General features: G+C 67.0%; 15 protein-coding genes. 8 read left to right on the forward strand and 7 right to left on the reverse strand.

Features of this window, described 5'->3' with window-relative positions; all coding sequences use genetic code 11:
• Nucleotides 1–14: 14 nt before the first annotated feature.
• A complete protein-coding gene (locus AC5P7F_RS21235; protein WP_164077920.1) occupies nt 15–2,138 on the reverse strand; it encodes a TonB-dependent receptor domain-containing protein in 2,124 nt (707 codons plus the stop codon).
• 216 nt (nt 2,139–2,354) lie between these two features.
• Between AC5P7F_RS21235 and AC5P7F_RS21240 the strand changes: the two genes are divergently transcribed.
• Both AC5P7F_RS21240 and AC5P7F_RS21245 read left to right on the forward strand, forming a co-directional pair.
• Nucleotides 2,355–3,746 (forward strand): class II 3-deoxy-7-phosphoheptulonate synthase, encoded by a 1,392-nt coding sequence (locus AC5P7F_RS21240; RefSeq protein ID WP_046429066.1) that lies wholly within the window; start codon nt 2,355–2,357, stop codon nt 3,744–3,746.
• Between the two features lie 930 nt (nt 3,747–4,676).
• On the forward strand, nt 4,677–5,864 hold the full coding sequence (locus AC5P7F_RS21245) for a mechanosensitive ion channel family protein (protein WP_262243386.1): 1,188 nt from the start codon (nt 4,677–4,679) through the stop codon (nt 5,862–5,864).
• Between the two features lie 72 nt (nt 5,865–5,936).
• On the opposite strand, the gene AC5P7F_RS21250 is transcribed toward AC5P7F_RS21245, so the two are convergent.
• From AC5P7F_RS21250 to typA, 3 genes are read right to left on the reverse strand one after another with little or no spacing between them, the layout of a single operon-like run.
• Nucleotides 5,937–7,559 (reverse strand): amidase, encoded by a 1,623-nt coding sequence (locus AC5P7F_RS21250; RefSeq protein ID WP_164077993.1) that lies wholly within the window; start codon nt 7,557–7,559, stop codon nt 5,937–5,939.
• A gap of 41 nt (nt 7,560–7,600) precedes the next feature.
• Complete coding sequence (locus AC5P7F_RS21255; protein WP_032955872.1) at nt 7,601–8,068, reverse strand: DUF2127 domain-containing protein; 468 nt, start codon at nt 8,066–8,068, stop codon at nt 7,601–7,603.
• A gap of 11 nt (nt 8,069–8,079) precedes the next feature.
• Nucleotides 8,080–9,927, reverse strand: a complete 1,848-nt coding sequence (gene typA / locus AC5P7F_RS21260) for a translational GTPase TypA (RefSeq protein ID WP_014646062.1) — start codon at nt 9,925–9,927, stop codon at nt 8,080–8,082.
• 273 nt (nt 9,928–10,200) lie between these two features.
• Between typA and AC5P7F_RS21265 the strand changes: the two genes are divergently transcribed.
• The 6 genes from AC5P7F_RS21265 (at nt 10,201) to AC5P7F_RS21290 (ending at nt 16,983) form a co-directional block, all read left to right on the forward strand.
• A complete protein-coding gene (locus tag AC5P7F_RS21265; RefSeq protein WP_005408225.1) occupies nt 10,201–10,692 on the forward strand; it encodes a peptidylprolyl isomerase in 492 nt (163 codons plus the stop codon).
• A gap of 118 nt (nt 10,693–10,810) precedes the next feature.
• On the forward strand, nt 10,811–11,797 hold the full coding sequence (locus tag AC5P7F_RS21270; RefSeq protein WP_004153634.1) for a malate dehydrogenase: 987 nt from the start codon (nt 10,811–10,813) through the stop codon (nt 11,795–11,797).
• Between the two features lie 158 nt (nt 11,798–11,955).
• Nucleotides 11,956–12,570 (forward strand): RluA family pseudouridine synthase, encoded by a 615-nt coding sequence (locus tag AC5P7F_RS21275; protein WP_032955877.1) that lies wholly within the window; start codon nt 11,956–11,958, stop codon nt 12,568–12,570.
• A gap of 710 nt (nt 12,571–13,280) precedes the next feature.
• On the forward strand, nt 13,281–15,161 hold the full coding sequence (prpE, locus tag AC5P7F_RS21280) for a propionate--CoA ligase (RefSeq protein WP_049406571.1): 1,881 nt from the start codon (nt 13,281–13,283) through the stop codon (nt 15,159–15,161).
• Nucleotides 15,162–15,377: 216 nt separating this feature from the next.
• Nucleotides 15,378–15,881 carry a hypothetical protein gene (locus tag AC5P7F_RS21285; RefSeq protein WP_046429081.1) on the forward strand — a complete coding sequence of 168 codons (504 nt, stop codon included), beginning with the start codon at nt 15,378–15,380 and terminating at the stop codon, nt 15,879–15,881.
• A gap of 46 nt (nt 15,882–15,927) precedes the next feature.
• Nucleotides 15,928–16,983, forward strand: a complete 1,056-nt coding sequence (locus AC5P7F_RS21290; RefSeq protein WP_164077612.1) for a suppressor of fused domain protein — start codon at nt 15,928–15,930, stop codon at nt 16,981–16,983.
• Between the two features lie 119 nt (nt 16,984–17,102).
• Here AC5P7F_RS21290 and AC5P7F_RS21295 read toward each other — a convergent pair whose 3' ends face one another.
• The 3 genes from AC5P7F_RS21295 to AC5P7F_RS21305 all read right to left on the reverse strand — a co-directional run bounded on the left by AC5P7F_RS21295 (nt 17,103) and on the right by AC5P7F_RS21305 (nt 20,585).
• Nucleotides 17,103–17,714, reverse strand: coding sequence for a glutathione S-transferase N-terminal domain-containing protein (locus tag AC5P7F_RS21295; protein WP_014646068.1), 612 nt, complete (start codon nt 17,712–17,714; stop codon nt 17,103–17,105).
• Between the two features lie 84 nt (nt 17,715–17,798).
• Complete coding sequence (locus tag AC5P7F_RS21300; RefSeq protein ID WP_004154513.1) at nt 17,799–18,257, reverse strand: cell wall hydrolase; 459 nt, start codon at nt 18,255–18,257, stop codon at nt 17,799–17,801.
• 297 nt (nt 18,258–18,554) lie between these two features.
• Nucleotides 18,555–20,585, reverse strand: coding sequence for an oxidoreductase (locus AC5P7F_RS21305; RefSeq protein WP_164077613.1), 2,031 nt, complete (start codon nt 20,583–20,585; stop codon nt 18,555–18,557).
• Nucleotides 20,586–20,925: the final 340 nt, after the last annotated feature.

Below are 20,925 nucleotides of genomic sequence, written 5' to 3' on the forward strand. Positions count from 1 at the left end.
CGACCCCTGTCTCCTCAGAAGTCCTGCTGCAGGCTCAGGTAGGCGCCGCGGCGCGGTCCCCATTGCGGGGCGAACACGCCGACACCGCCGCCATCGCGCAGCTGGTAGCTGCGATCCAATGCGTTGATCACGGCCAGCTGCACGTGCAGCGGATGGCCGCTGTCGGCATTGAAATCATGCCCGGCGCTGAGGTTCACCTGCAGGTAGGACGGCAGCTCGCCGCCGTTGGGCACGCCCTCGATATCCGAACGCAGGCCGCTGCCGAACACGTAGTTGGCACCGACCCGGTTGTGCCCGGCGAAGGCGTAGCTGAAGCCCCCCGACGACGTCAGCTTCTGGTCGTGGTCCAGGTGGATCCAGTGGTCGGCCACATAGGCCAGCGCGTCCGGATCGAGGTTGTACTGGCTGGTGATGACCTGGGTGCCGATGGCCTTGTTGTACGCCGCGTTGAAGTAGGCGCTGAACGGACCGTTGCTGTAGTCGGCACTGAACTCCAGCCCACGGATATGGCCGCGGCGGTAGTTGAACGTCGAGTAGATGTAGGCGGCGCCGAACTGGCCTTCGTCCTGCAGGCGCGCGACGCGGCGGTCGTACGCGTCCAGGCCCAGGGTCAGGTGTTCACCCAGCTGCTGCGAGACGCCGATGTCGTAGTAGTCGCTGCGTTCGGCCAGCGGAATGTTGTTGCCGCCGCCCGGCTGCTGGTTGGTGGTGCCGTCGTACAGGGCGATATCGCTGCTGGCGATCAACTCACTGGCCGGTGGCGTGAAGTAACGCGAATAGCCGGCATGCACGGTGGTGCTGTCGCTGGCATTCCAGACCGCGCCCAGGCGGGGGCTGAGCTGGCCCTCGGTGCGGCCGAAGGCCTTGTAGCGATCACCACGCAGGCCGTAGTTCACTGTCCAGTCGTCGCCGATCTTCCACTCATCCTGCACGTACACCGCCAGCGTACTGGCGTGGAAGGCGCTGCGGTCTGGAATCAGCAGTGGCGTGGTGCTGGATTGCTGGCCGGCGCCATCGACCGGGAACACCCAGCTGTTGTTGCTGGCGCGCGCATTCTCGTAGTTGCCGTACAGGCCGTAGCGCAGCGTGTGGTCGTTGCCCAGCGGGGTGGAGAGGTCGGCCTGCAGCGTGTTGGCGCGGTTGCTGCGCTGGACCTGGGAGGCGACGCCACTGAATACCAGATCGCCGATGACATCCGGGTTGAACGCCACGTCGCTGTAGCGCTGCCCGGCGGACAGCTGGTAGGCGGTGCCGCCCAGCGTGCCCTGCAGCACCAGCATGCCGAAGCGGGTGGTCTCGCGCTGGGTTTCATCCAGCTGGCTGGAGTCGAAGGTGGTCGTGTCCAGGTAACCGAACTGCGGGGTCTGCCCGGGATTGACCGGGATCTGGAAGCGATTGTTGGCGAAGCCGGCGAACACGCTCAGGCGGGTGTTCTCGTTGACCAGGTAGGTCAGGTCGGCGAAGGCTTTGCCCTGGTGCGTGTCGTCGTGCAGCGGCTTGCGCGAGCGGGTCGGGTTCTCCAGGCCGACCTCGTTCTGGTCGTAGTTGCCGGTCAGGAACCAGCTCCAGCGCCCTTGATTGCCCCACCACGAGGCATTCGGATTGATCTTGCCGAACGAGCCTGCGGTCAGACCGGCGCTGCCGCCATTGCCGAGCTCGGCGCCGCTGCGGGTGGTGATGTCGACCACCGCAGCGGTGCGCTCGCCGAACTGCGCCGGCAGCGCCCCGTCCATCAGGCGGATGCTCTTGATGGTGCGGGCATCCAGGGTCTGGCCGAAGCCGGAGATCGATTCGGGCAGCAGTACGCCGTTGATGCGGTACTGCAGGTTCGCGTGGTCGCCGCGCACGTGCACGCCACCGTAGGAATCCTGGACCACGCCCGGAGCCTGCAGCAGCACCTGGCTGAGCGGCGCGGAGGCACCCAGCGGCTGCTTCTGGATGTCCTCGGCGGTGATCTGGTACTGGCTGCTGCCGATGTCCGGCGACAGCGCATTGCGGGCCTGGTCGAGCTGGGCGCTGACAGTGACCGTGTCGAGGTCCTTCACGGGAGCGGCGGCATCGGCGGCCATAGCGAGGCTGGGCAGACTGGCCAGGGTCAGGGCGAAGGTAATGCCGGTAGCGAGCAGGGAGGGCTTCATGGCAGATAGGCTGTGGAAGGGGCCGACGGGGATGCAGTGTTACTTCGTAACAGTGCGTGGCGAATCATGCGCCTGTCCGGGCGGCCGTGGCCATGCGGTTTCTGGCCGATCGCGATGCCCTTTCCCCGGCGTTCAGTCATGTGCAGGGCGTGCCCAGCCCTTTGCGCCAGCGGCTGGCTCTGCGACCATGACCGCCCCCCTCCCCGGAAGTCTGCAATGAGCCTGTCCGCCGTTCCGCCCGTCCTCGATCCTGCCGCGACCGCCGCTGGCGCTGCCTGGTCGCCGGAGAGCTGGCGCGGCAAGACCGCGCTGCAGATGCCGACCTACCCGGACCCGGTGGCGCTGGACGCTGCACTGCATGAGCTGAAGCGCCTGCCGCCGCTGGTCACCTCGTGGGAAATCCTGGCGCTGAAGCAGCAGTTGGCCGAGGCCCAGGAAGGCAAGCGCTTCCTGCTGCAGGGCGGCGACTGCGCCGAGAACTTCAGCGACTGCGAATCGGGCACGATTTCCAACCGGTTGAAAGTGCTGCTGCAGATGAGCCTGGTGCTGGTGCATGGCCTTCGCCAGCCGGTGATCCGCGTCGGGCGCTTTGCCGGCCAGTACGCCAAGCCGCGTTCGGCCGATACCGAGACCCGCGACGGCGTGACCCTGCCCAGCTACCGCGGCGATGTGATCAATGCGCCGGCGTTCACCGAGGCGGCGCGCCTGCCGGATCCGAAGCGGATGCTGCAGGCGCATGCGCATTCGGCGATGACCATGAACTTCGTGCGTGCGCTGATCGATGGCGGCTTCGCCGACCTGCATCATCCGGAGTACTGGAACCTGGAGTGGGTGCGGCATTCGCCGCTGGCCGCCGAGTACCAGAAGATGGTGGCGTCGATCGGTGATGCGGTGCACTTCATGGAAACCCTGGCCGGGGCCCGCGTGCACAACCTCAACCGCATCGACTTCTACACCTCGCATGAAGCGCTGCTGCTGCCCTACGAGCAGGCGCTGACCCGGCAGGTGCCGCGCCAGCAGGGCTGGTTGAACCTGAGCACGCATTACCCGTGGATCGGCATGCGCACCGCCGCGCTTGACGGTGCGCACGTGGAATACCTGCGTGGCGTGCGCAATCCGATTGCGATCAAGGTCGGCCCGTCGGTGACGCCGGACCAGCTGCTGCGCCTGATCGATGTGCTCAACCCGCATGACGAGCCAGGGCGACTGAGCTTCATCCACCGCATGGGGGCAGCGCAGATTGCCGAGAAGCTGCCGCCGCTGCTGGATGCGGTCAAGCGCGATGGCCGTCGCGTGCTGTGGGTGTGTGACGCGATGCATGGCAACACCGAAAGCACCGCCAATGGCTTCAAGACGCGCCGCTTCGACAACGTGCGTGGCGAAGTGGAGATGTCGTTCGATCTGCATGCGGCCGCAGGCACGCGACTGGGCGGTGTGCACCTGGAACTGACCGGCGAAGACGTGACCGAATGCACCGGTGGCGCGCGCGAACTGACCGAGCGCGACCTGGAACGCGCGTATCGTTCGACGGTGGACCCGCGTTTGAACTACGAGCAGTCGCTGGAGATCGCGATGGCGATCGTGCGCAAGCAGGAGCAGGTGCGGTAAGGGCGTTGCGGCAGGGCTTGCAGCCCTGCACCTGCTGACGCAACGGCAACGGCAACGGCAACGGCAACGGCAACGGCAACGGCCCAAGCAACGGCAACAGCATGCATTCCGTGGGATGGCGGGGCGATGTGGGCAGGCAGGACACGCCGTGAACCCCCCTCCGGGGTCCGGCCCAGCCGCTGGCGGCTGTGCGTTCGGGCGCTTGCGAAGCAGTGCTTCGCAAGCAAAGCGCCCTCACCCATGGGGGCTCGATGGCGCCATCCATGGCGCCAACGGTCCTGCCTGCCCACATCGCCCCACCTTTGACAGATTACGGCAGCTGTTGGTAGGTGTCGACCTTGGTCGACACATCTGTCAGATATCGAATGAGTCATCCACGCATGGCGTGGATCTACTGGTAACTGCGGCGATTGGCATGCGCGGCTGTTGGTAGGTGTCGACCGTTGGTCGACACGATTTTTCTGTCAGATAACAGTATTCAAAATGGGCTGCGACCCCGTGCCGACCAACGGTCGGCACCCACCATCAGCAGCAGGTCCCGACAGATCCGGTTACGGGGCGTGAGCCGCATGGGCCCGAGGCATGCCTCGGGCGGGTTGGGCAGGACGCCCAACCCCGGTCTTGCCGTGTGCGCAGGAAAGCGCACACGAGCAAGCGGCGACCGGAGCCTACATGGGTGAGGGCGCTTTGCTTGCGAAGCACTGCTTCGCAAGCGCCCGAACGCACAGCCGCCAGCGGCTGGGCCGGACCGCGGAGCGGGATTCACGGCGTCTCCCGCAACCGGACCGACCCCGCCATCCCTCGGAATGCACGCTGTTGCTGTTGCTGTTGAGGTTGCCGGCCAGCGGCCGGCACTACCGCAGGTGCAGGGCTGCAAGCCCTGCCGACCAACACCCTGCTTACGAACGACTGACGTGGCGCTCATGCGCCATGCGCGAGTCTGTCCACCTGGCTGTTCGAGTGGAGGTGGCAACGGTGCACTGGCAAAGCGCACAGGCATACGCATGGCCGTTGGGATTGGCCGTAGTGGTGGGCGGCATCGGCGCGTGGCTGATCCTGTGGATCTACCATCGGCTGAAGGGGCGCGATCGTCGGCGCGCGCGTATCGGGCGTGTGCTCGGGCTGCCGATGGCCACCGCATGGCCGCTGCTGCTGTTGATCCCTGCATTGCAGGCCACGCCGCTGCAGGATCCCGTTCTGGGCAACCTGCAACGGGTGCTGCATATCGCGCTGACCGCGTGCTTCATCTGGCTGCTGGTGCGGGCGGTGGCGGCGGGCGAACGTGCCATCCTGCGCAGCCATCCCATCGATGTCTCCGACAACCTGGAGGCGCGCCGCATCCAGACCCAGACGCGGGTGCTCAGCCGCGTGCTGATGGGCGGCATCATCGTGCTGGGCGCGTCGCTGGTGCTGCTGACCTTCCCCATGGTGCAGAAGATCGGCACCGCGCTGCTGGCCTCGGCGGGCCTGATCGGCCTGGTGGCCGGTATCGCTGCAAAGCCCGTGTTCGGCAATCTGATCGCCGGCCTGCAGATCGCAGTGACGCAGCCGATCCGGCTGGATGATGTGGTGATCGTCGAAGGCGAGTGGGGGCGCATCGAGGAGATCGGCAGCAGCTATGTGGTGGTGCGCATCTGGGATGAGCGGCGAATGGTGGTGCCGCTGACCTGGTTCATCGAGAACCCCTTCCAGAACTGGACGCGGCGCAGCGCCGACCTGCTCGGCACCGCGTTCCTGTGGCTGGACTATCGTGCCCCGGTGGCAGCGATCCGTGCCGAGCTGGAACGCATCTGCCGCGGTGAAACGCTGTGGGATGGCCGGGTCTGCGTGACCCAGGTGACCGAGACCAGCGAGCGCGCGATCCAGGTGCGCCTGCTGGTCAGTGCGCGCAGCTCCGGTGATGCCTTCGATCTGCGCTGCCTGGTGCGCGAACGCATGCTCGATTTCCTCGCGCGCGAGCATCCGCAGTCGCTGCCGCAGGTGCGTGCGCGGCTGCAGCATGCAGACGAACTGGACATGCCGCGCGGTCCACGTGCGCGCACTGCGGATGTGCGTTCGCCGGGGGCTGAAGACGGTGAGGCGGCGATCGTGCCGGTGGAGCCCGACCAGCCGCTGTAGAGCCGAGCCATGCTCGGCTGCTTTCGATTTTCCGTTGAAGCCGAGCGTGGGCTCGGCTCTACAGAAACACGATCACGGCTCGCCGGCGTCGATCAGGGTGTCGGTGTCGAAGTGCGGCGGGCGTCGCGCGCGGGTGCGCTGTTCGTAGGCGTAGGCCATTTCGATCAGCTTCGGTTCGCTCCAGGCGGTGCTCATGAACAGCAGGCCGACCGGCAGGCCATTGATCTGGCCCATCGGCACGCTGAGGCTGGGATAGCCGGCGACGGCGGCGGCGCTGTAGCTCTCGCCGGGGAAGTCGTCGCCTTCGCTGCGGATCGGCCACGCCACACCGGTGGTCGGCGCCACCAGGGCATCGAGCTGGTGGGCGGCGAGGGCGGCGTCGATGCCTTCCGCGCCGGCCAGCCGGCGCGCATCGCTGCGTGCACGGATATAGGCGGGGTCGGCCAGGCCGGCGGTAGCGTCGGCCGCCACCAGCAGTTCCTGGCCGAACAGGCCCAGCTCCTGCTTGCTGTGCGCCTGGTTGAAGGCGATCAGGTCGGCCAGGCTGCGTAGTGGCGCGCGATGGGTGCTGAAGTAGCGCTCCAGCCCGGCCTTGAATTCGTACAGCAGCACCGTGCGTTCCGCCTCGGCCCAGGCGCCCTGGTTGGGCAGCTCCACCGGCACCACGAAGGCACCCGCCCGGCGCAGCTCGGTGGCCGCCTGTTCGATCAGCGGTGGCATGCCGCGGTATTTCAGCAGCGGTGTCTGCAGCAGGCCGATGCGCTTGCCACGCAGGCCCTGCGGGTCCAGGCGCGCGGTGTAGTCGTACACCGCGCGGCCAGGCATGGTCGCCGTGGCCGGGTCGGCATCGTCGCGGCCGGCGATAGCGGTCAGCACGGCTGCAGCGTCGGCGACGCTGCGGGTCATCGGTCCTGCGGTGTCCTGGCTGAAGGAAATCGGGATGATGCCCTCGCGGCTGACCAGGCCGACGGTCGGCTTGAGGCCGACGATGCCATTGACCGCCGCAGGGCAGACGATGCTGCCGTCGGTTTCGGTGCCGATCGCCACGCTGGCCAGGTTGGCGGCGACCGCCACCGCGCTGCCGCTGCTGGAGCCGCAGGGCGAGTGGCTGAGGCGATAGGGATTGCGGGTCTGGCCGCCGCGCGCGCTCCAGCCGGACACCGAATCGTTGCCGCGGAAATTGGCCCACTCGCTGAGATTGGTCTTGCCCAGCACCACCGCGCCGGCGTCGCGCAGCCGGCGCACCAGGTAGGCGTCGTCCGGGCGGAACCCCTGCAGGGCCAGCGAGCCGGCGCTGGTGGCCATCGGGGCGGCGTTGATGTTGTCCTTCAGCAGTACCGGAATGCCGTGCAGCGGGCCGCGCAGGCGTCCATCACGGCGCTCGCGGTCGCGCGCAGCGGCTTCCTTCAGTGCATCCGGGTTGAGCTCGATCACCGCGCGCAGGCGCGGCCCGGTGCGGTCCAGGGTGGCGATGCGCTGCAGGTAGGCCTGGGTCAGGGTGGTGCTGTCCAGCTCACCGGCGCTCATCCGCGCCTGCAGGTCGGTGACATCGGTTTCGGCGTACGGGAACGGCACGTTGCGGCTCGCGGGTTCGGCCGCATGCGCGCTGGACGCGGCAGGGCTGCAGCCAGCCGAAAGCAGCGCAGGCAGCGCGGCAAGCAGGCAGGTCAGCAGAGGCGGCAAGGACGGGCGCATGGGGCGGCTTGGTCGGCTCCAATCCCCAGTGTAGCCGGTGCTCAGCGGTGGCGCTTGCGCAGGTCGCGGGCGAGGACGTAGACCACGATCAGGTTGATCGCCAGGATCGTCCACGATGGCCAGCCGGGATGGCGGATGATCGCGAAGATGTCGAAAGGCAGGTACAGGGAGGCGGTCAGGCAGCCCAGCCAGGAGGCCCAGGCCTTGGCCCGCCACAGGCCCCAGGCTTCGACCAGGTGCAGCAGGCCGTAGCCGATCATCCCAGCCGCGGCCAGGTGGACCGCGTCGGGGCTGATCATGTGCAGCAGCGAGGGCAGGGTGCCATGGTCCGGATCCAGGCTGAAACGCCGGATCAGGACCATGATGCCGTGCCGCAGCGGCTGCGGTCCGAGCACTTCCAGCCCGGTGGCGGCCAACAGCGCCAGCATCGCCTTGCTCGCTTCGAGCAGGGCGATGACGTGGAGGCCCGGATGCCGGTGCGGATCCGGGTTGTAGCCGCTCTGGTCCACGGGGTGCTGGCTCAGCCGCCGCGCGAAGCCTTCTTGCGGTCGCTTTCGGTCAGGAACTTCTTGCGCAGACGGATCTCCTTGGGGGTGATCTCGACCAGCTCGTCGTCTTCGATGAAGTCCAGGGCCTGTTCCAGCGAGTACTTGATCGCCGGGGTCAGCTGGATCGCGTCGTCCTTGCCCGAAGCGCGCATGTTGGTCAGCGGCTTGGTCTTGATCGCGTTGACGGTCAGATCGTTGTCCTTGGAGTGGATGCCGACCAGCTGGCCTTCATACACGTTGTCGCCTTCGGCAGCGAAGAGCTTGCCGCGCTCCTGCAGCGGACCCAGCGAGTAGGCAGGAGTGACGCCCGGCGCATTGGCGATCATCACGCCGTTGATGCGCTTGGCGATCGCGCCCTGTTCCTTCGGACCGTAATGGTCGAACACGTGGAACAGCAGGCCCGAACCCTGGGTCAGGGTCTTGAACTCGTTCTGGAAACCGATCAGGCCACGGGCCGGGATCTGGTATTCCAGGCGCACACGGCCCTTGCCGTCCGGTTCCATGTTCTTCAGCTGGCCCTTGCGGGTACCCAGCTTTTCCATCACGCCGCCCTGGTGGATTTCTTCGATGTCCACCACCAGCTGCTCGATCGGCTCCATCATCTGGCCGTCGATTTCCTTGATGATCACTTCCGGGCGCGACACCGCCAGCTCGTAGCCTTCACGGCGCATGTTCTCGATCAGCACCGACAGGTGCAGTTCGCCGCGGCCGGAGACCAGGAACTTGTCGGCGTCTTCCAGCTGTTCGACCTTCAGTGCCACGTTGTGGACCTGCTCGCGGTCCAGGCGGTCCTTGATCTGGCGGCTGGTCAGGAACTTGCCACCGGACAGGTCCTTGTTGCCGGCGAACGGCGAGTTGTTGACCTGGAAGGTCATCGAGATGGTCGGCTCGTCGACGGTCAGCGCCGGCAGGGCTTCGGGGGTATCCGGGTGGCACAGGGTGTCGGAGATGGTCAGCTCCGGAATGCCGGAGATGGCCACGATGTCACCGGCCTCGGCCGTCTCCTGCTCGATGCGCTCCAGGCCCAGGAAGCCCAGCACCTGGGCGACCTTGCCGTTGCGCTTCTTGCCTTCACGGTCGATGACGGCGACCTGCATGTTCTTCTTCAGGGTGCCGCGCTGGATGCGGCCGATGCCGATCACGCCCACGAAGTTGTTGTAGTCCAGCTGGCTGATGCGCATCTGGAACGGGCCGTCCGGGTCCACTTCCGGACGCGGGGCGTGCTGCATGATCGCTTCGTACAGCGGGGTCATGTCGCCGTCGCGCACGGTGTCTTCCAGGCCGGCGTAGCCGTTCAGGGCCGAGGCGTAGACGATCGGGAAGTCCAGCTGCTCATTGGTGGCGCCGAGCTTGTCGAACAGGTCGAAGACCTGGTCGATCACCCATTCCGGACGCGCGCCCGGACGGTCGATCTTGTTGACCACGACGATCGGCTTGAAGCCCATCGCGAAGGCCTTCTGGGTGACGAAGCGGGTCTGCGGCATCGGGCCGTCCATCGCATCGACCAGGATCAGCACGGTGTCGACCATCGACAGCACGCGCTCGACCTCACCACCGAAGTCGGCGTGGCCGGGGGTGTCGACGATGTTGATCCGGTTCTTGATGCCGGTCTTCTTGTCTTCCCAGGTGATGGCGGTGTTCTTGGCCAGGATGGTAATGCCGCGTTCCTTTTCCTGGTCGTTGCTGTCCATCACGCGCTCGGCGAGGACGGTACGCTCGGACAGGGTGCCGGACTGCTTCAGCAGCTGGTCGACCAGGGTGGTCTTGCCATGGTCGACGTGGGCGACGATGGCGATGTTGCGAAGATTTTCGATGGACATACGAAAGGGGGCCAGTCGGCGCCGGATTTGGAAAAAGAAGTCCAACATTATACGTCGAACTTGACGATTCGCGAAAAGGTGGATTTCACGCCTGTCACGGGGCCCATTCAGCTGGGCATCCGCCGCCCCGGCCGGGGCCGCCAGGACCCGGCTGCGCGGCTCCCCGTCCGGGGGCTGAAGCGGGGCGCTTCACCAATGGTCGAAGCCGCCGCCGACACGAGGCGGGTGTAAACTAGGTGGCTAGACGCATTCCCCTTTGCATCAAGGATCTTCATGTCCCTCATCGCCACTTTCGACACCACCCAGGGCCCGATCAAGGTCGAGCTGTTCGCCGACAAGGCACCGCTGACCGTGGCCAACTTCGTGAACCTGGTCAAGCACGGCTTCTATGACGGCCTGATCTTCCACCGCGTTATCGCCGACTTCATGATCCAGGGCGGCTGCCCGCAGGGTCGTGGCACCGGCGGCCCGGGCTACAAGTTCGAAGACGAGAAGAATGGCGTGAAGCACGAGGTCGGCTCGCTGTCGATGGCCAACGCCGGCCCGAACACCAACGGCAGCCAGTTCTTCATCACCCACATCAAGACCGATTGGCTGGACGGCCGCCACACCGTCTTCGGCAAGGTCCTGGAAGGCCAGGCGATCGTCGATTCGGTCAAGCAGGGCGACGTGATCCATTCGATTACCCTGGAAGGCGACGTCGACGCCGTGCTGGCCGCCCAGGCCGACCGCGTCGCGGAGTGGAACAAGCACCTCGCCGCCTGATCCCCCTTCGAAACGGCCACCCACGGGTGGCCGTTTCCCTGTTCCCCGCCGCCCGCCAGGCCTGCGTGGCTCTGCCCGCGGCGTCCCATCAAACGCTTGCAAGCAAGAGGAAACCCCCATGAAAGCACCCGTTCGTGTTGCCGTGACCGGCGCCGCCGGCCAGATCGGTTATGCCCTGCTGTTCCGCATCGCCTCCGGCGAAATGCTGGGCAAGGACCAGCCGGTCATCCTGCAGCTGCTGGAACTGCCGGTCGACAAGGCCCAGGCCGCCCTGAAGGGCGTGATGATGGAGCTGGAAGACTGCGCCTTCCCGCTGCTGGCCGGCATGGTCGGCACCGATGATGCCGAAGTCGCGTTCAAGGACGCCGACATCGCCCTGCTGGTTGGCGCACGTCCGCGTGGCCCGGGCATGGAGCGCAAGGACCTGCTGCTGGAAAACGCCAAGATCTTCACCGCCCAGGGCGCGGCGCTGAACAAGGTCGCCAGCCGTGACGTGAAGGTGCTGGTGGTCGGCAACCCGGCCAACACCAATGCCTACATCGCCATGAAGTCGGCCCCGGACCTGAAGCCGGAAAACTTCACCGCCATGCTGCGCCTGGACCACAACCGCGCGCTGAGCCAGCTGTCGACCAAGCTCGGCAAGCCGGTCGGTGGCATGGAGAAGCTGGTCGTGTGGGGCAACCACAGCCCGACCATGTACCCGGACTACCGTTTCGCCACCGCCGATGGCGCGTCGATCGCCGATGCGATCAACGACCAGGAATGGAACGCCAACACCTTCATCCCGACCGTGGGCAAGCGCGGCGCGGCGATCATCGAAGCCCGTGGCTCGTCCTCGGCCGCTTCGGCCGCCAACGCTGCCATCGACCACGTTCGTGACTGGGTGCTGGGCAGCAACGGCAAGTGGGTCACCATGGGCGTGCCGTCCGACGGTTCCTACGGCATTCCGGAAGGCGTGATCTTCGGCTTCGCAGTGACCACCGAGAACGGCAAGTACACCCTGGTGAAGGATCTGCCGATCGACGACTTCAGCCAGAAGTACATCGACAAGACCCTGGCCGAGCTGGAAGAAGAGCGCGCCGGCGTTGCCCACCTGCTGGGCTGATGCAGGCGGTACCGGCTCGAGGCGGTACCTCTTTCATCAAGGTAGGTGTCGACCGCTGGTCGGTACATTCCCATCGAGGTAGGTGCCGACCGTTGGTCGGTACGCAGAACGGGGAAGCTTCGGCTTCCCCGTTTCTGTTTGGACGGATACGGAGCCGCATGATCCACCTGCATTACATCGACGACGCGCTGCTGGTGGCCGAGAAGCCGGCCGGCCTGCTGTCCGTGCCCGGCCGCGGCGCCGAGAACCAGGATTGCGTGGTCGCGCGCCTGCAGGCGCTGTACCCGGATGCGTTGACCGTGCACCGCCTGGACCAGGTGACCTCCGGCCTGCTGCTGCATGCGCGCGGCAAGGACATGCAGGTGGCGTTGTCGATGCAGTTCGAGCAGCGCCAGGTCGGCAAGCGTTATGAAGCGATCGTGGAGGGGCTGCTTGAAGGCGATGCCGGCGACGTGGACCTGCCACTGATCGTGGACTGGCCAAACCGGCCGAAGCAGATGATCGATCACGAACGCGGCAAGCCGGCGCTGACGCGCTGGCGCGTAATGGCGCGTGATGCCGAAGCGCAGCGCACGCGCGTGGCGCTGGAGCCGGTTACTGGCCGCAGCCATCAACTGCGCCTGCACATGGCCAGTCTCGGCCATCCCATCGTTGGCGATGTGCTGTATGACGCCGCGCCTGCGCAGCGCGTGCATCTGCATGCGCGCAGCCTGCGGTTCACCCACCCGGTGACGGGCGAGGCGCTCGCGTTCGAGTCCGCCACTCCGTTCTAGGGGTTCGGCAGGGCTTGCAGCCCTGCACCTGCTACGAACCGGAGCAACGTCAAAGGCCAAGGCGGCTCTGGTCTTCTGCTTGCTGGGCGGGGCGGTGTGGGTTGGCAGGACACGCCGTAAACCCCCCTCCGGGGGCCGGCCCAGCCGCTGGCGGCTGTGCGTTCGGGCGCTTGCAAAGCAGTGCTTCGCAAGCAAAGCGCCCTCACCCATGGGGGCTCGATGGCGCCATCCATAGCGCCAACGGTCCTGCCAACCCACACCGCCCCACCCCCGACAGATTTGTGCGGCGGTTGGTAACGGCTGTCGCTGTTGGTCTTGGTAGGTGTCGACCTTGGTCGACATTTTTTTTCTGTCAGATATCGAATTGAATATTGAATCTGGGGATCCGACCCCGTGCTCCGACAGATCGCGGAAGTCTGTCGAAGGCGGGGTGGGTCCGGTTGCGGGGGCGTGAGCCGCATGGATGCGGCGACCGAGCCTCCATGGACGGATTCACGGCGTCCCCCGCAACCGGACCCACCTCGCCATCCCACGGGAAACCCGCTGTTGCTTCGGCTGTTGCTTCTGAGGTTGCCGGCCAGCGGCCGGCACTACCGCGGGTGCAGGGCGCAGCCCTGCATGAAAACCCCACCCCCTACCAAGGTAGGGCGGCCCGCGCGGCAGCGCCGGACTATCCTCGAACCCATGACTTTGTCTGGGAGGGCTGCGTCATGAACTACGAGGAAACCTACCGTCGCTCGATCGACGAGCCGGAGGCCTTCTGGGGCGAGGAAGCCAAGCGCATCCATTGGCACAAACCGCCGCAGCAGGTACTCGACTACAGCAACCCGCCGTTCCGGCGCTGGTTTGTCGGCGGTGAAACCAATCTCTGCTACAACGCCGTCGACCGCCATCTGGCCGAGCGCGCCGACCAGCTCGCGCTGGTTGCCATTTCCACCGAGACCAGCAGCACCCGCGAGATCACCTATCGCCAGCTGTATCGGGAAGTGAACGACTTCGCTGCCGTGCTCAAGCACCTCGGCGTCGGTCACGGTGACCGTGTGGTGATCTACATGCCGAACATGGCCGAAGCCGTGTTCGCGATGCTGGCCTGCGCGCGCATCGGTGCGGTGCATTCGGTGGTGTTCGGTGGCTTCGCCGCGCACAACCTGGCGCTGCGCATCGACGATGCCAAGCCGAAGCTGCTGATCGCCGCCGATGCCGGCATGCGCGGTGGCAAGCTGATTCCGTACAAGCCGATGGTCGATGCAGCCTGCGCCGAAGCCACGTCGCCACCGCCGCACGTGCTGATCGTGTCGCGCGGACTGGATGCCGCCGAACCACGCGTGCCGGGCCGCGATGTGGAGTACGCCGCGCTGCGTGCGCAGATCGGTGAGGTCGACGTGCCGGTGCAGTGGCTGGAATCGAGCGAGCCGAGCTACCTGTTGTATACCTCGGGCACCACCGGCAAGCCGAAGGGCGTGCAGCGCGATGTCGGCGGCTACGCGGTGGCGATGGCACAGTCGATGGAAACCGTGTTCGACTGCAGGCCGGGGCAGGTGATGTTCTCCACTTCCGATGTCGGCTGGGCGGTAGGCCATTCCTACAATGTGTACGGCCCGCTGATCGGCGGCTGCACCTCGCTGCTGTACGAAGGGCTGCCGACCAACCCGGACCCGGGCATCTGGTGGGCGCTGTGCGAGCAGTACAACGTGCGCACGATGTTCTCGTCCCCCACTGCCATCCGCGTGCTGAAGAAGCACGATGCGGACTTCATCCATCGCCACGACCTGCGCGCGCTGAAATACCTGTTCCTGGCCGGCGAGCCGCTGGACGAACCGACCGCGCACTGGATCAGCGAAGCGCTCGGCAAGCCGATCATCGACAACTACTGGCAGACCGAGACCGGCTGGCCGGCGCTGACCCTGCTGCCGGGCCTGGAGATGAAGCCGGTGCGCTTCGGTTCGCCGGGCCTCCCCAACCTCGGCTACCGGATGAAGGTGATCGACGAGAACACCGGCGAGGAAGTCGCACCGGGGCAGAAGGGGGTGCTGGTGGTGTCGCCACCGTTGCCGCCGGGCTGCATGAGCACGGTGTGGAACGACGACAACCGTTTCCTGCAGAGCTACTTCAGCCACTTCAAGGAACTGCTGTACAGCTCGCTGGACTGGGCAATCCGCGACGACGATGGCTACACCTTCATCCTCGGCCGTACCGATGATGTGATCAACGTGGCCGGGCACCGGCTGGGCACGCGCGAGATCGAAGAGGCCATTTCGAGCCACCCGCGCGTGGCCGAGGCTGCCGTGATCGGGGTCAAGGACGAATTGAAGGGGCAGGTGCCGCTGGTGTTCGTCACCCTCAAGCAGGGCCTGGATGGCGAGGATCCGGCGCAAGTGGTGGCCGAGATGATGGCCACGGTGACCACCTCGCTCGGCGCAGTGGCCCGCCCGGCGCACGTGCACGTGGTCAACGCGCTGCCCAAGACCCGTTCGGGCAAGCTGCTGCGGCGCTCGTTGCAGGCGCTGGCCGAGCAGCGCGACCCGGGTGACCTGTCGACGCTGGACGACCCCGGCGCGCTGGAGGAGATCCGCCGGGCGCTGGGCCGTTGATCCGGTCGTGCCGGCCACTGGCCGGCACCCCCATCCACCCCGAGGTTGCCGGCCAGCGGCCGGCACTACCCGCAGTACTTGCGCTAAGCTCGGCCTGTCATCGACCTGCAATACGCGGCTCGCGCCGGGGAACGCGCGTGCCGTCCGGAGATGGCAACACAGGGGGGCGTGCCCGCGAGGGCGCGCCGGCATTGCGCATCGAGCGAGGGGGAGGCAATGGCATTGCTGCACGCCAAGACGGCTGCTGGCCGTCAGGAAATCGAAGACCGTAGCCGGCGCCTGCCGGCGGCACTGCGTTCGATCCTGCTGATGGTCGATGGCCATCGCAACGACACCGAACTGCGTGGCCTGTTCGAAGGCCTGCGGGCACCACCGGACGCACTGGAGCAATTGTCAGCACAGGGCCTGATCGAAGTGATCGGCGGAAGCGCAGAGGTGGCGCCGGCGCGCGGCATCAGCACCGGGCGCGAACAGGACCCGGCGCTGTACCAGCAGTTGTACGACGCGATGAGCGAGGCGGTGCGCCGCCACCTGGGCCTGAAGGGCTACTTCATGCAGTTGAAGATCGAACGCTGCACCGATGCGCTGGCGCTGGAGCGCTTGTGCCCGGAGTTGCTGGCGGCGGTGGGCAAGGCGCGCAGCCCGGCATTGGCGCAGCGCTGGTGGCAGGAAACCCAGTCGGCGGTGCTGAACGCTGGCAGTGAGGTCGTGCAGGCCTGAGCCACCGCGTAAAGTGATCGGTTCACTTCCCTACAAGGAGTCCCGCGTGCAGGACGACCACGACGACACCGACACCCCAGGCTGGGACGCGATCAATGCGGCGCTGGCGCCGCTGTATGCCGGCCAGGAGCCGCGCCACTTCGGCACCGCGCTTCCGTACACGCTCGGTGGCCAGGATCCACTGGATGGCATCAGCGTGTACTGGGCGGATGCGCCGGTACCGCACTGGCATTACATCACCTACGGCTTCTCCGAGCTGTACGCCAAGGAGAGCAGTGATGCAGATGCCAGCGGTTATGGCTTCGAGCTGACCTTCCGTCTGGCTGCCGAGGCCGGTGAGAACGCCGGCAGCACCCCGCCGGTGTGGCCGATGAACCTGCTGCAGAACCTGGCGCGCTACGTGTTCGGCAGTGGCAACGTGTTCGAGGATGGCCATCACCTCAACGCCAACGGTCCGATCGCGCTGGAGACCGGCACGCGGCTGTGCCATCTGGCCTTCATTGCGGACCCGCAGTTGCCGGCGCGGGACACGGCCAACGGCCATCTGCAGTTCCTGCAGTTGGTCGGATTGACCGATGAGGAGATGGAGGCGGTCAAGCGCTGGTCGACGCGTGGCGTGCTGCAGGCGCTGCTGCCGGCGATGCCGCTGTGGATCAGCGATCTGCATCGCGACAACCTGCTGGAGGACCCTGCGCTGGCACAGCGGGTGCAGGCCGGCAGCGAACGCGAGGGTTCCAGCACCGGCATGCTGTTCATCGAGACCCTGGACTGGCGGCAGGAGGTGGGCGTCACCACGCTGGTGCTCGGCGCCGGTCAGGTCGCCAGCGTGTGCGAACTGTTGCCGCTGCGCCTGCGCCACGGCAAATCGCTGGAACTGGCCAGCCGCGAGCGGCAGTGGGAGTTCATCGCGCATGGGGGCGGTGAAGCGGCGGACGTATCCGCCGACAGCGCGCGCTGGTCACTGGACGAGGCGGGCCTGCAGGCCCTGGCAGGGGTGCGCGCCGAGCGCGGGGTTTACCCGGTGGCGGGGGCGCTGCGCATCGAAGTGGTGCCGACCTACCTGCGCGATGCCAAGGGGGAAGTGATCCGCCAGATCGGCTGATCGCGCGAATGATATCGAGGGGTCGGAGCCGCCTGCTGCGCAGGCGGATCCGACCCCGTCTGGTGGCCGGTGGGGTCAGATCCGTCCGCCACGCGAACGGCTCTGACCCCTGACCAAGGTCAGGCCAGGCCTTCGGCCTTCAGCGCGGCCTGCACGCCGGCATCGGCATCCATGCGTGCCTTGTAGGCGGCCAGATTGTCCAGGCCCGACAGGTCGACCTTGGTGCCGGCGGCCCAGCGCAGGGTAATGTAGAAGTACGGGTCGGCGAAGCTGCGGAAGCCGGCCAGCCAGGGCTTGTCGGCCAGCTGCCTGTCAGCGGTCTCGAACAGGCCACGCAGGCGCTTGTGCGCGGCGGCGCGGATCGCGTCGTACTGGCCTTCGTCGGCAATGAACTTGCCCGGCGCGAACAGCGGCGAGAAGGCCGGGTGCACGTCGGAATTGACGAACGCCAGCCAGCGGGTGGCTTCGGCGCGCTGGCGCGGGCTGCCGTCACCGCCGAGGCCGGCCTGCGGGAAGCTGTCGGCGATATAGCCCATGATCGCGGCGTTCTGCAGCAGCACGAAGTCGCCGTCGACCAGCGCGGGCACCGCACCGGCCGGATTGATCTTGAGGAATTCCGGACCCTTCAGGGTGTCCTTGTTCAGCAGTTCAACCTCGAACGGCTGGCCGGTCCACTGCAGGGCGATGTGGTCGGCGGTGGAACAGGCACCGGGCTTGCTGTACAGCTTCATGGGAACTCCAGGTGATGCGGGCGGGAAACGCCCACTATCCCAGAGCCTGCCGGCAGGCGGCAACGCTGCCGCCGGCACGGATCGTTACGACTGCCGCGGCTTGAGGTTCTGCACCTTATAGAAGGTGTGATCGCCGATGGTGGCCACCTGGTAGGCATTGCGCCAGTTCGGGCTGGCGATGGACAGCGCGGCGAAGTGGCTGGCACCGGGCACGATCTCGCGGCGCTCGCCGGCCGGCAGCGCCCAGTTGCGCTCGGCGTCGAAGGCCACGTTCATTGCCTCGCTCCAGGCCGCGTCGTTGCCCAACTGGGTGCCGGGGGAGACGATGGTCGGTGCGAACTGCTTGCGCGCGGTGACCACCTGGCACATCGAGTCGCCCCACAGGCCACTGTCGAGACGGCGCAGTGCGACCTCGGCGACGGCCTGCTGGCCGCGCAGGGTCTGGTCGCGGGCTTCCAGGTAAACGGTGGTGCTCAAACACAGTGAATCAGCGGCCGGCTGCGGCAACAACTGCGACAGCCAGAGAATCCAGGCCAGTTTCATATAACTCCTTGCTCCGTATGGGCCGCACCCTCCGGTTCCGGCCGCAGGGCGACAGGAGGCGGGGTACGACTTGGCGTCATGGGGAGGCGGCCATCGGGGCCGCCCCGTTGGGCAGCCCCAAAAGAAACGACCAGTACCGATCGTGGGGCTGCGCCGGCTCACCGGAAACTGGCTGGTGAGCGGAAAGATGGCGCAAGGTAGGGGGGCGTAGCCGAACGCATCGTGAACCGCTCGGCTTGACATTCAGGTTCAATGAGGGTGACGGAAATCACATTCCGCCCCCCATTCAGGCGCTCATCAGAGCCCGGCGGCAACCCGGCTGCCCTGGTCGATGGCGCGCTTGGCGTCGAGTTCTGCGGCCACGTCGGCACCACCGATCAGCTGCGCGTTGACGCCGGCCGCCTGCAGTTCGGCCTGCAGCGTGCGGTTCGGTTCCTGCCCGGCGCAGATCACCACATGGTCGACCGGCAGCAGCTGTTCGCTGCCGTCCACGCGGATGCGCAGGCCCTCGTCGTCCACCCCGAGGTACTCGACGCCACCGAGCATGCGCACGCCCTTGGCCTTCAGCGTGGCGCGATGGATCCAGCCGGTGGTCTTGCCCAGGCGCGCGCCGGGCTTGCCCGGGCTGCGCTGCAGCAGCCACAGCCGGCGCGGCGAGGTTTCAACCTCCGGCCTCGCCAGTGAGCCGCGGGCCTCGAAGGTGCTGTCCACGCCCCATTCGGCCATCCAGCGCTGCGGGTCGAGGGAGGGGGACTCGCCGGCGTGACTGAGGAATTCGCCGATATCGAAGCCGATGCCGCCGGCGCCGATGATCGCCGCACTGGCGCCCACTTCGACCCGGCCCAGCAGCACGTCCAGGTAGCTGACCACCTTGGCGTGGTCGGCACCGGGGAAATCGACCTTGCGCGGGGTGATGCCGGTGGCCAGCACCACCTCGTCGAAGCCGGTCAGCTGGGCGGCATCGGCGCAAGTGCCGAGGCGCAGCTGCACACCGGTTTCGGCCAGTTTGTGGCGGAAGTAGCGCAGGGTCTCGTGGAACTCTTCCTTGCCGGGGATGCGCTTGGCCACGTTGAACTGGCCGCCGATCTCATCATTGGCGTCGAACAGGGTGACCAGGTGGCCGCGCTGGGCAGCGACGGTGGCACAGGCCAGGCCGGCAGGGCCGGCACCGACCACGGCTACCTTCTTCGGCGTGGCGGTGGGGTGATAGACCAGCTCGGTCTCGTGCGCGGCGCGCGGATTGACCAGGCAGCTGGCCAGCTTGTTCTCGAACACGTGGTCCAGGCAGGCCTGGTTGCAGGCGATGCAGGTGTTGATCGCCTCCGCGCGGCCGGCACGGGCCTTGTTCGGCCACTGCGGGTCGGCCAGCAGCGGGCGCGCCAGCGACACCATGTCGGCGCCGCCATTGGCGAGGATGCGCTCGGCGACGTCGGGCATGTTGATGCGGTTGGTCGCCACCAGCGGCACCTTCACATGCGGCTTGAGCTTGGCGGTGACCCCGGCGAAGGCAGCACGCGGCACCGAGGTGGCGATGGTCGGAATGCGCGCTTCGTGCCAGCCGATGCCGGAATTGATGATCGTTGCGCCGGCCGCCTCGATGGCCTGCGCCTGCTGCACGATTTCTTCCCAGCTGCTGCCGTCGTCGACCAGATCCACCAGCGACAGGCGATAGATGATGATGAAGTCCGGGCCGCAGGCCTCGCGGATGCGGCGTACGATCTCGACCGCGAAGCGCATGCGTTGGCGCGCGTCGCCGCCCCAGGCATCGGTGCGCTTGTTGGTGCGCGGGGCGATGAATTCGTTGATGAGGTAGCCCTCCGAGCCCATCACTTCCACGCCGTCGTAGCCGGCCTCGCGGGCCAGCTTGGCACTGCGTGCGTAATCGGCGATATGCCGGTCGACGCCGCTGGCCGACAACGCGCGCGGGGTGAACGGGTTGATCGGTGCCTTCAGCTTCGACGGTGCCACCGACAACGGGTGATAGGCGTAACGGCCTGCATGCAGCAGCTGCAGGCAGATCTTCGCGCCGTGCTGGTGCGCGGCGGCGGTGAGCTGGCGGTGCGGCCGCACTTCCCAGGGCCAGGACAGCTTGCCGCCGAACGGCTTCAGCCAGCCGACCACATTCGGTGCGAAGCCGCCGGTGACGATCAGGCCGACGCCGCCCTCGGCGCGCTCGGCGAAGTAGGCCGCCAGCCGCGGGAAGTCGCGGGCGCGATCCTCCAGGCCGGTGTGCATCGAGCCCATCAATACGCGGTTGCGCAGTTGGGTGAAGCCCAGGTCCAGCGGGGCGAACAGATGGGGATAGGCGCTTTCGTTGGCTGGCGACATGGTCGATACGCTTGCGTACGGAAGCGCGAAGCGTGCCGCGAAACGGCGGCCGGGGCAAGGGCCGCTGGATGGCGCCGGCGCTGCCCCCGAACTCCGGGGGCGATAGTGCCGGCCGCTGGCCGGGTACGCTCGGCACATGCGTGCTGTCGCTTCCGCGTTTCGCTGCGCGAATCGCGGGCCCCACTTACCGGCCTCCACTCCCCCGCGCCTGCGGCGCTGCCCCCGAACTCCGGGGGCGGTAGTGCCGGCCGCTGGCCGGGTACGCTCGGCACATGCGTGCTGTCGCTCCCGCGTTTCGCTGCGCGAATCGCGGGCCCCACTTACCGGCCTCCACCCCCCC

Source organism: Stenotrophomonas sp. YJH_SMC_105-26 (genome assembly GCF_059368915.1).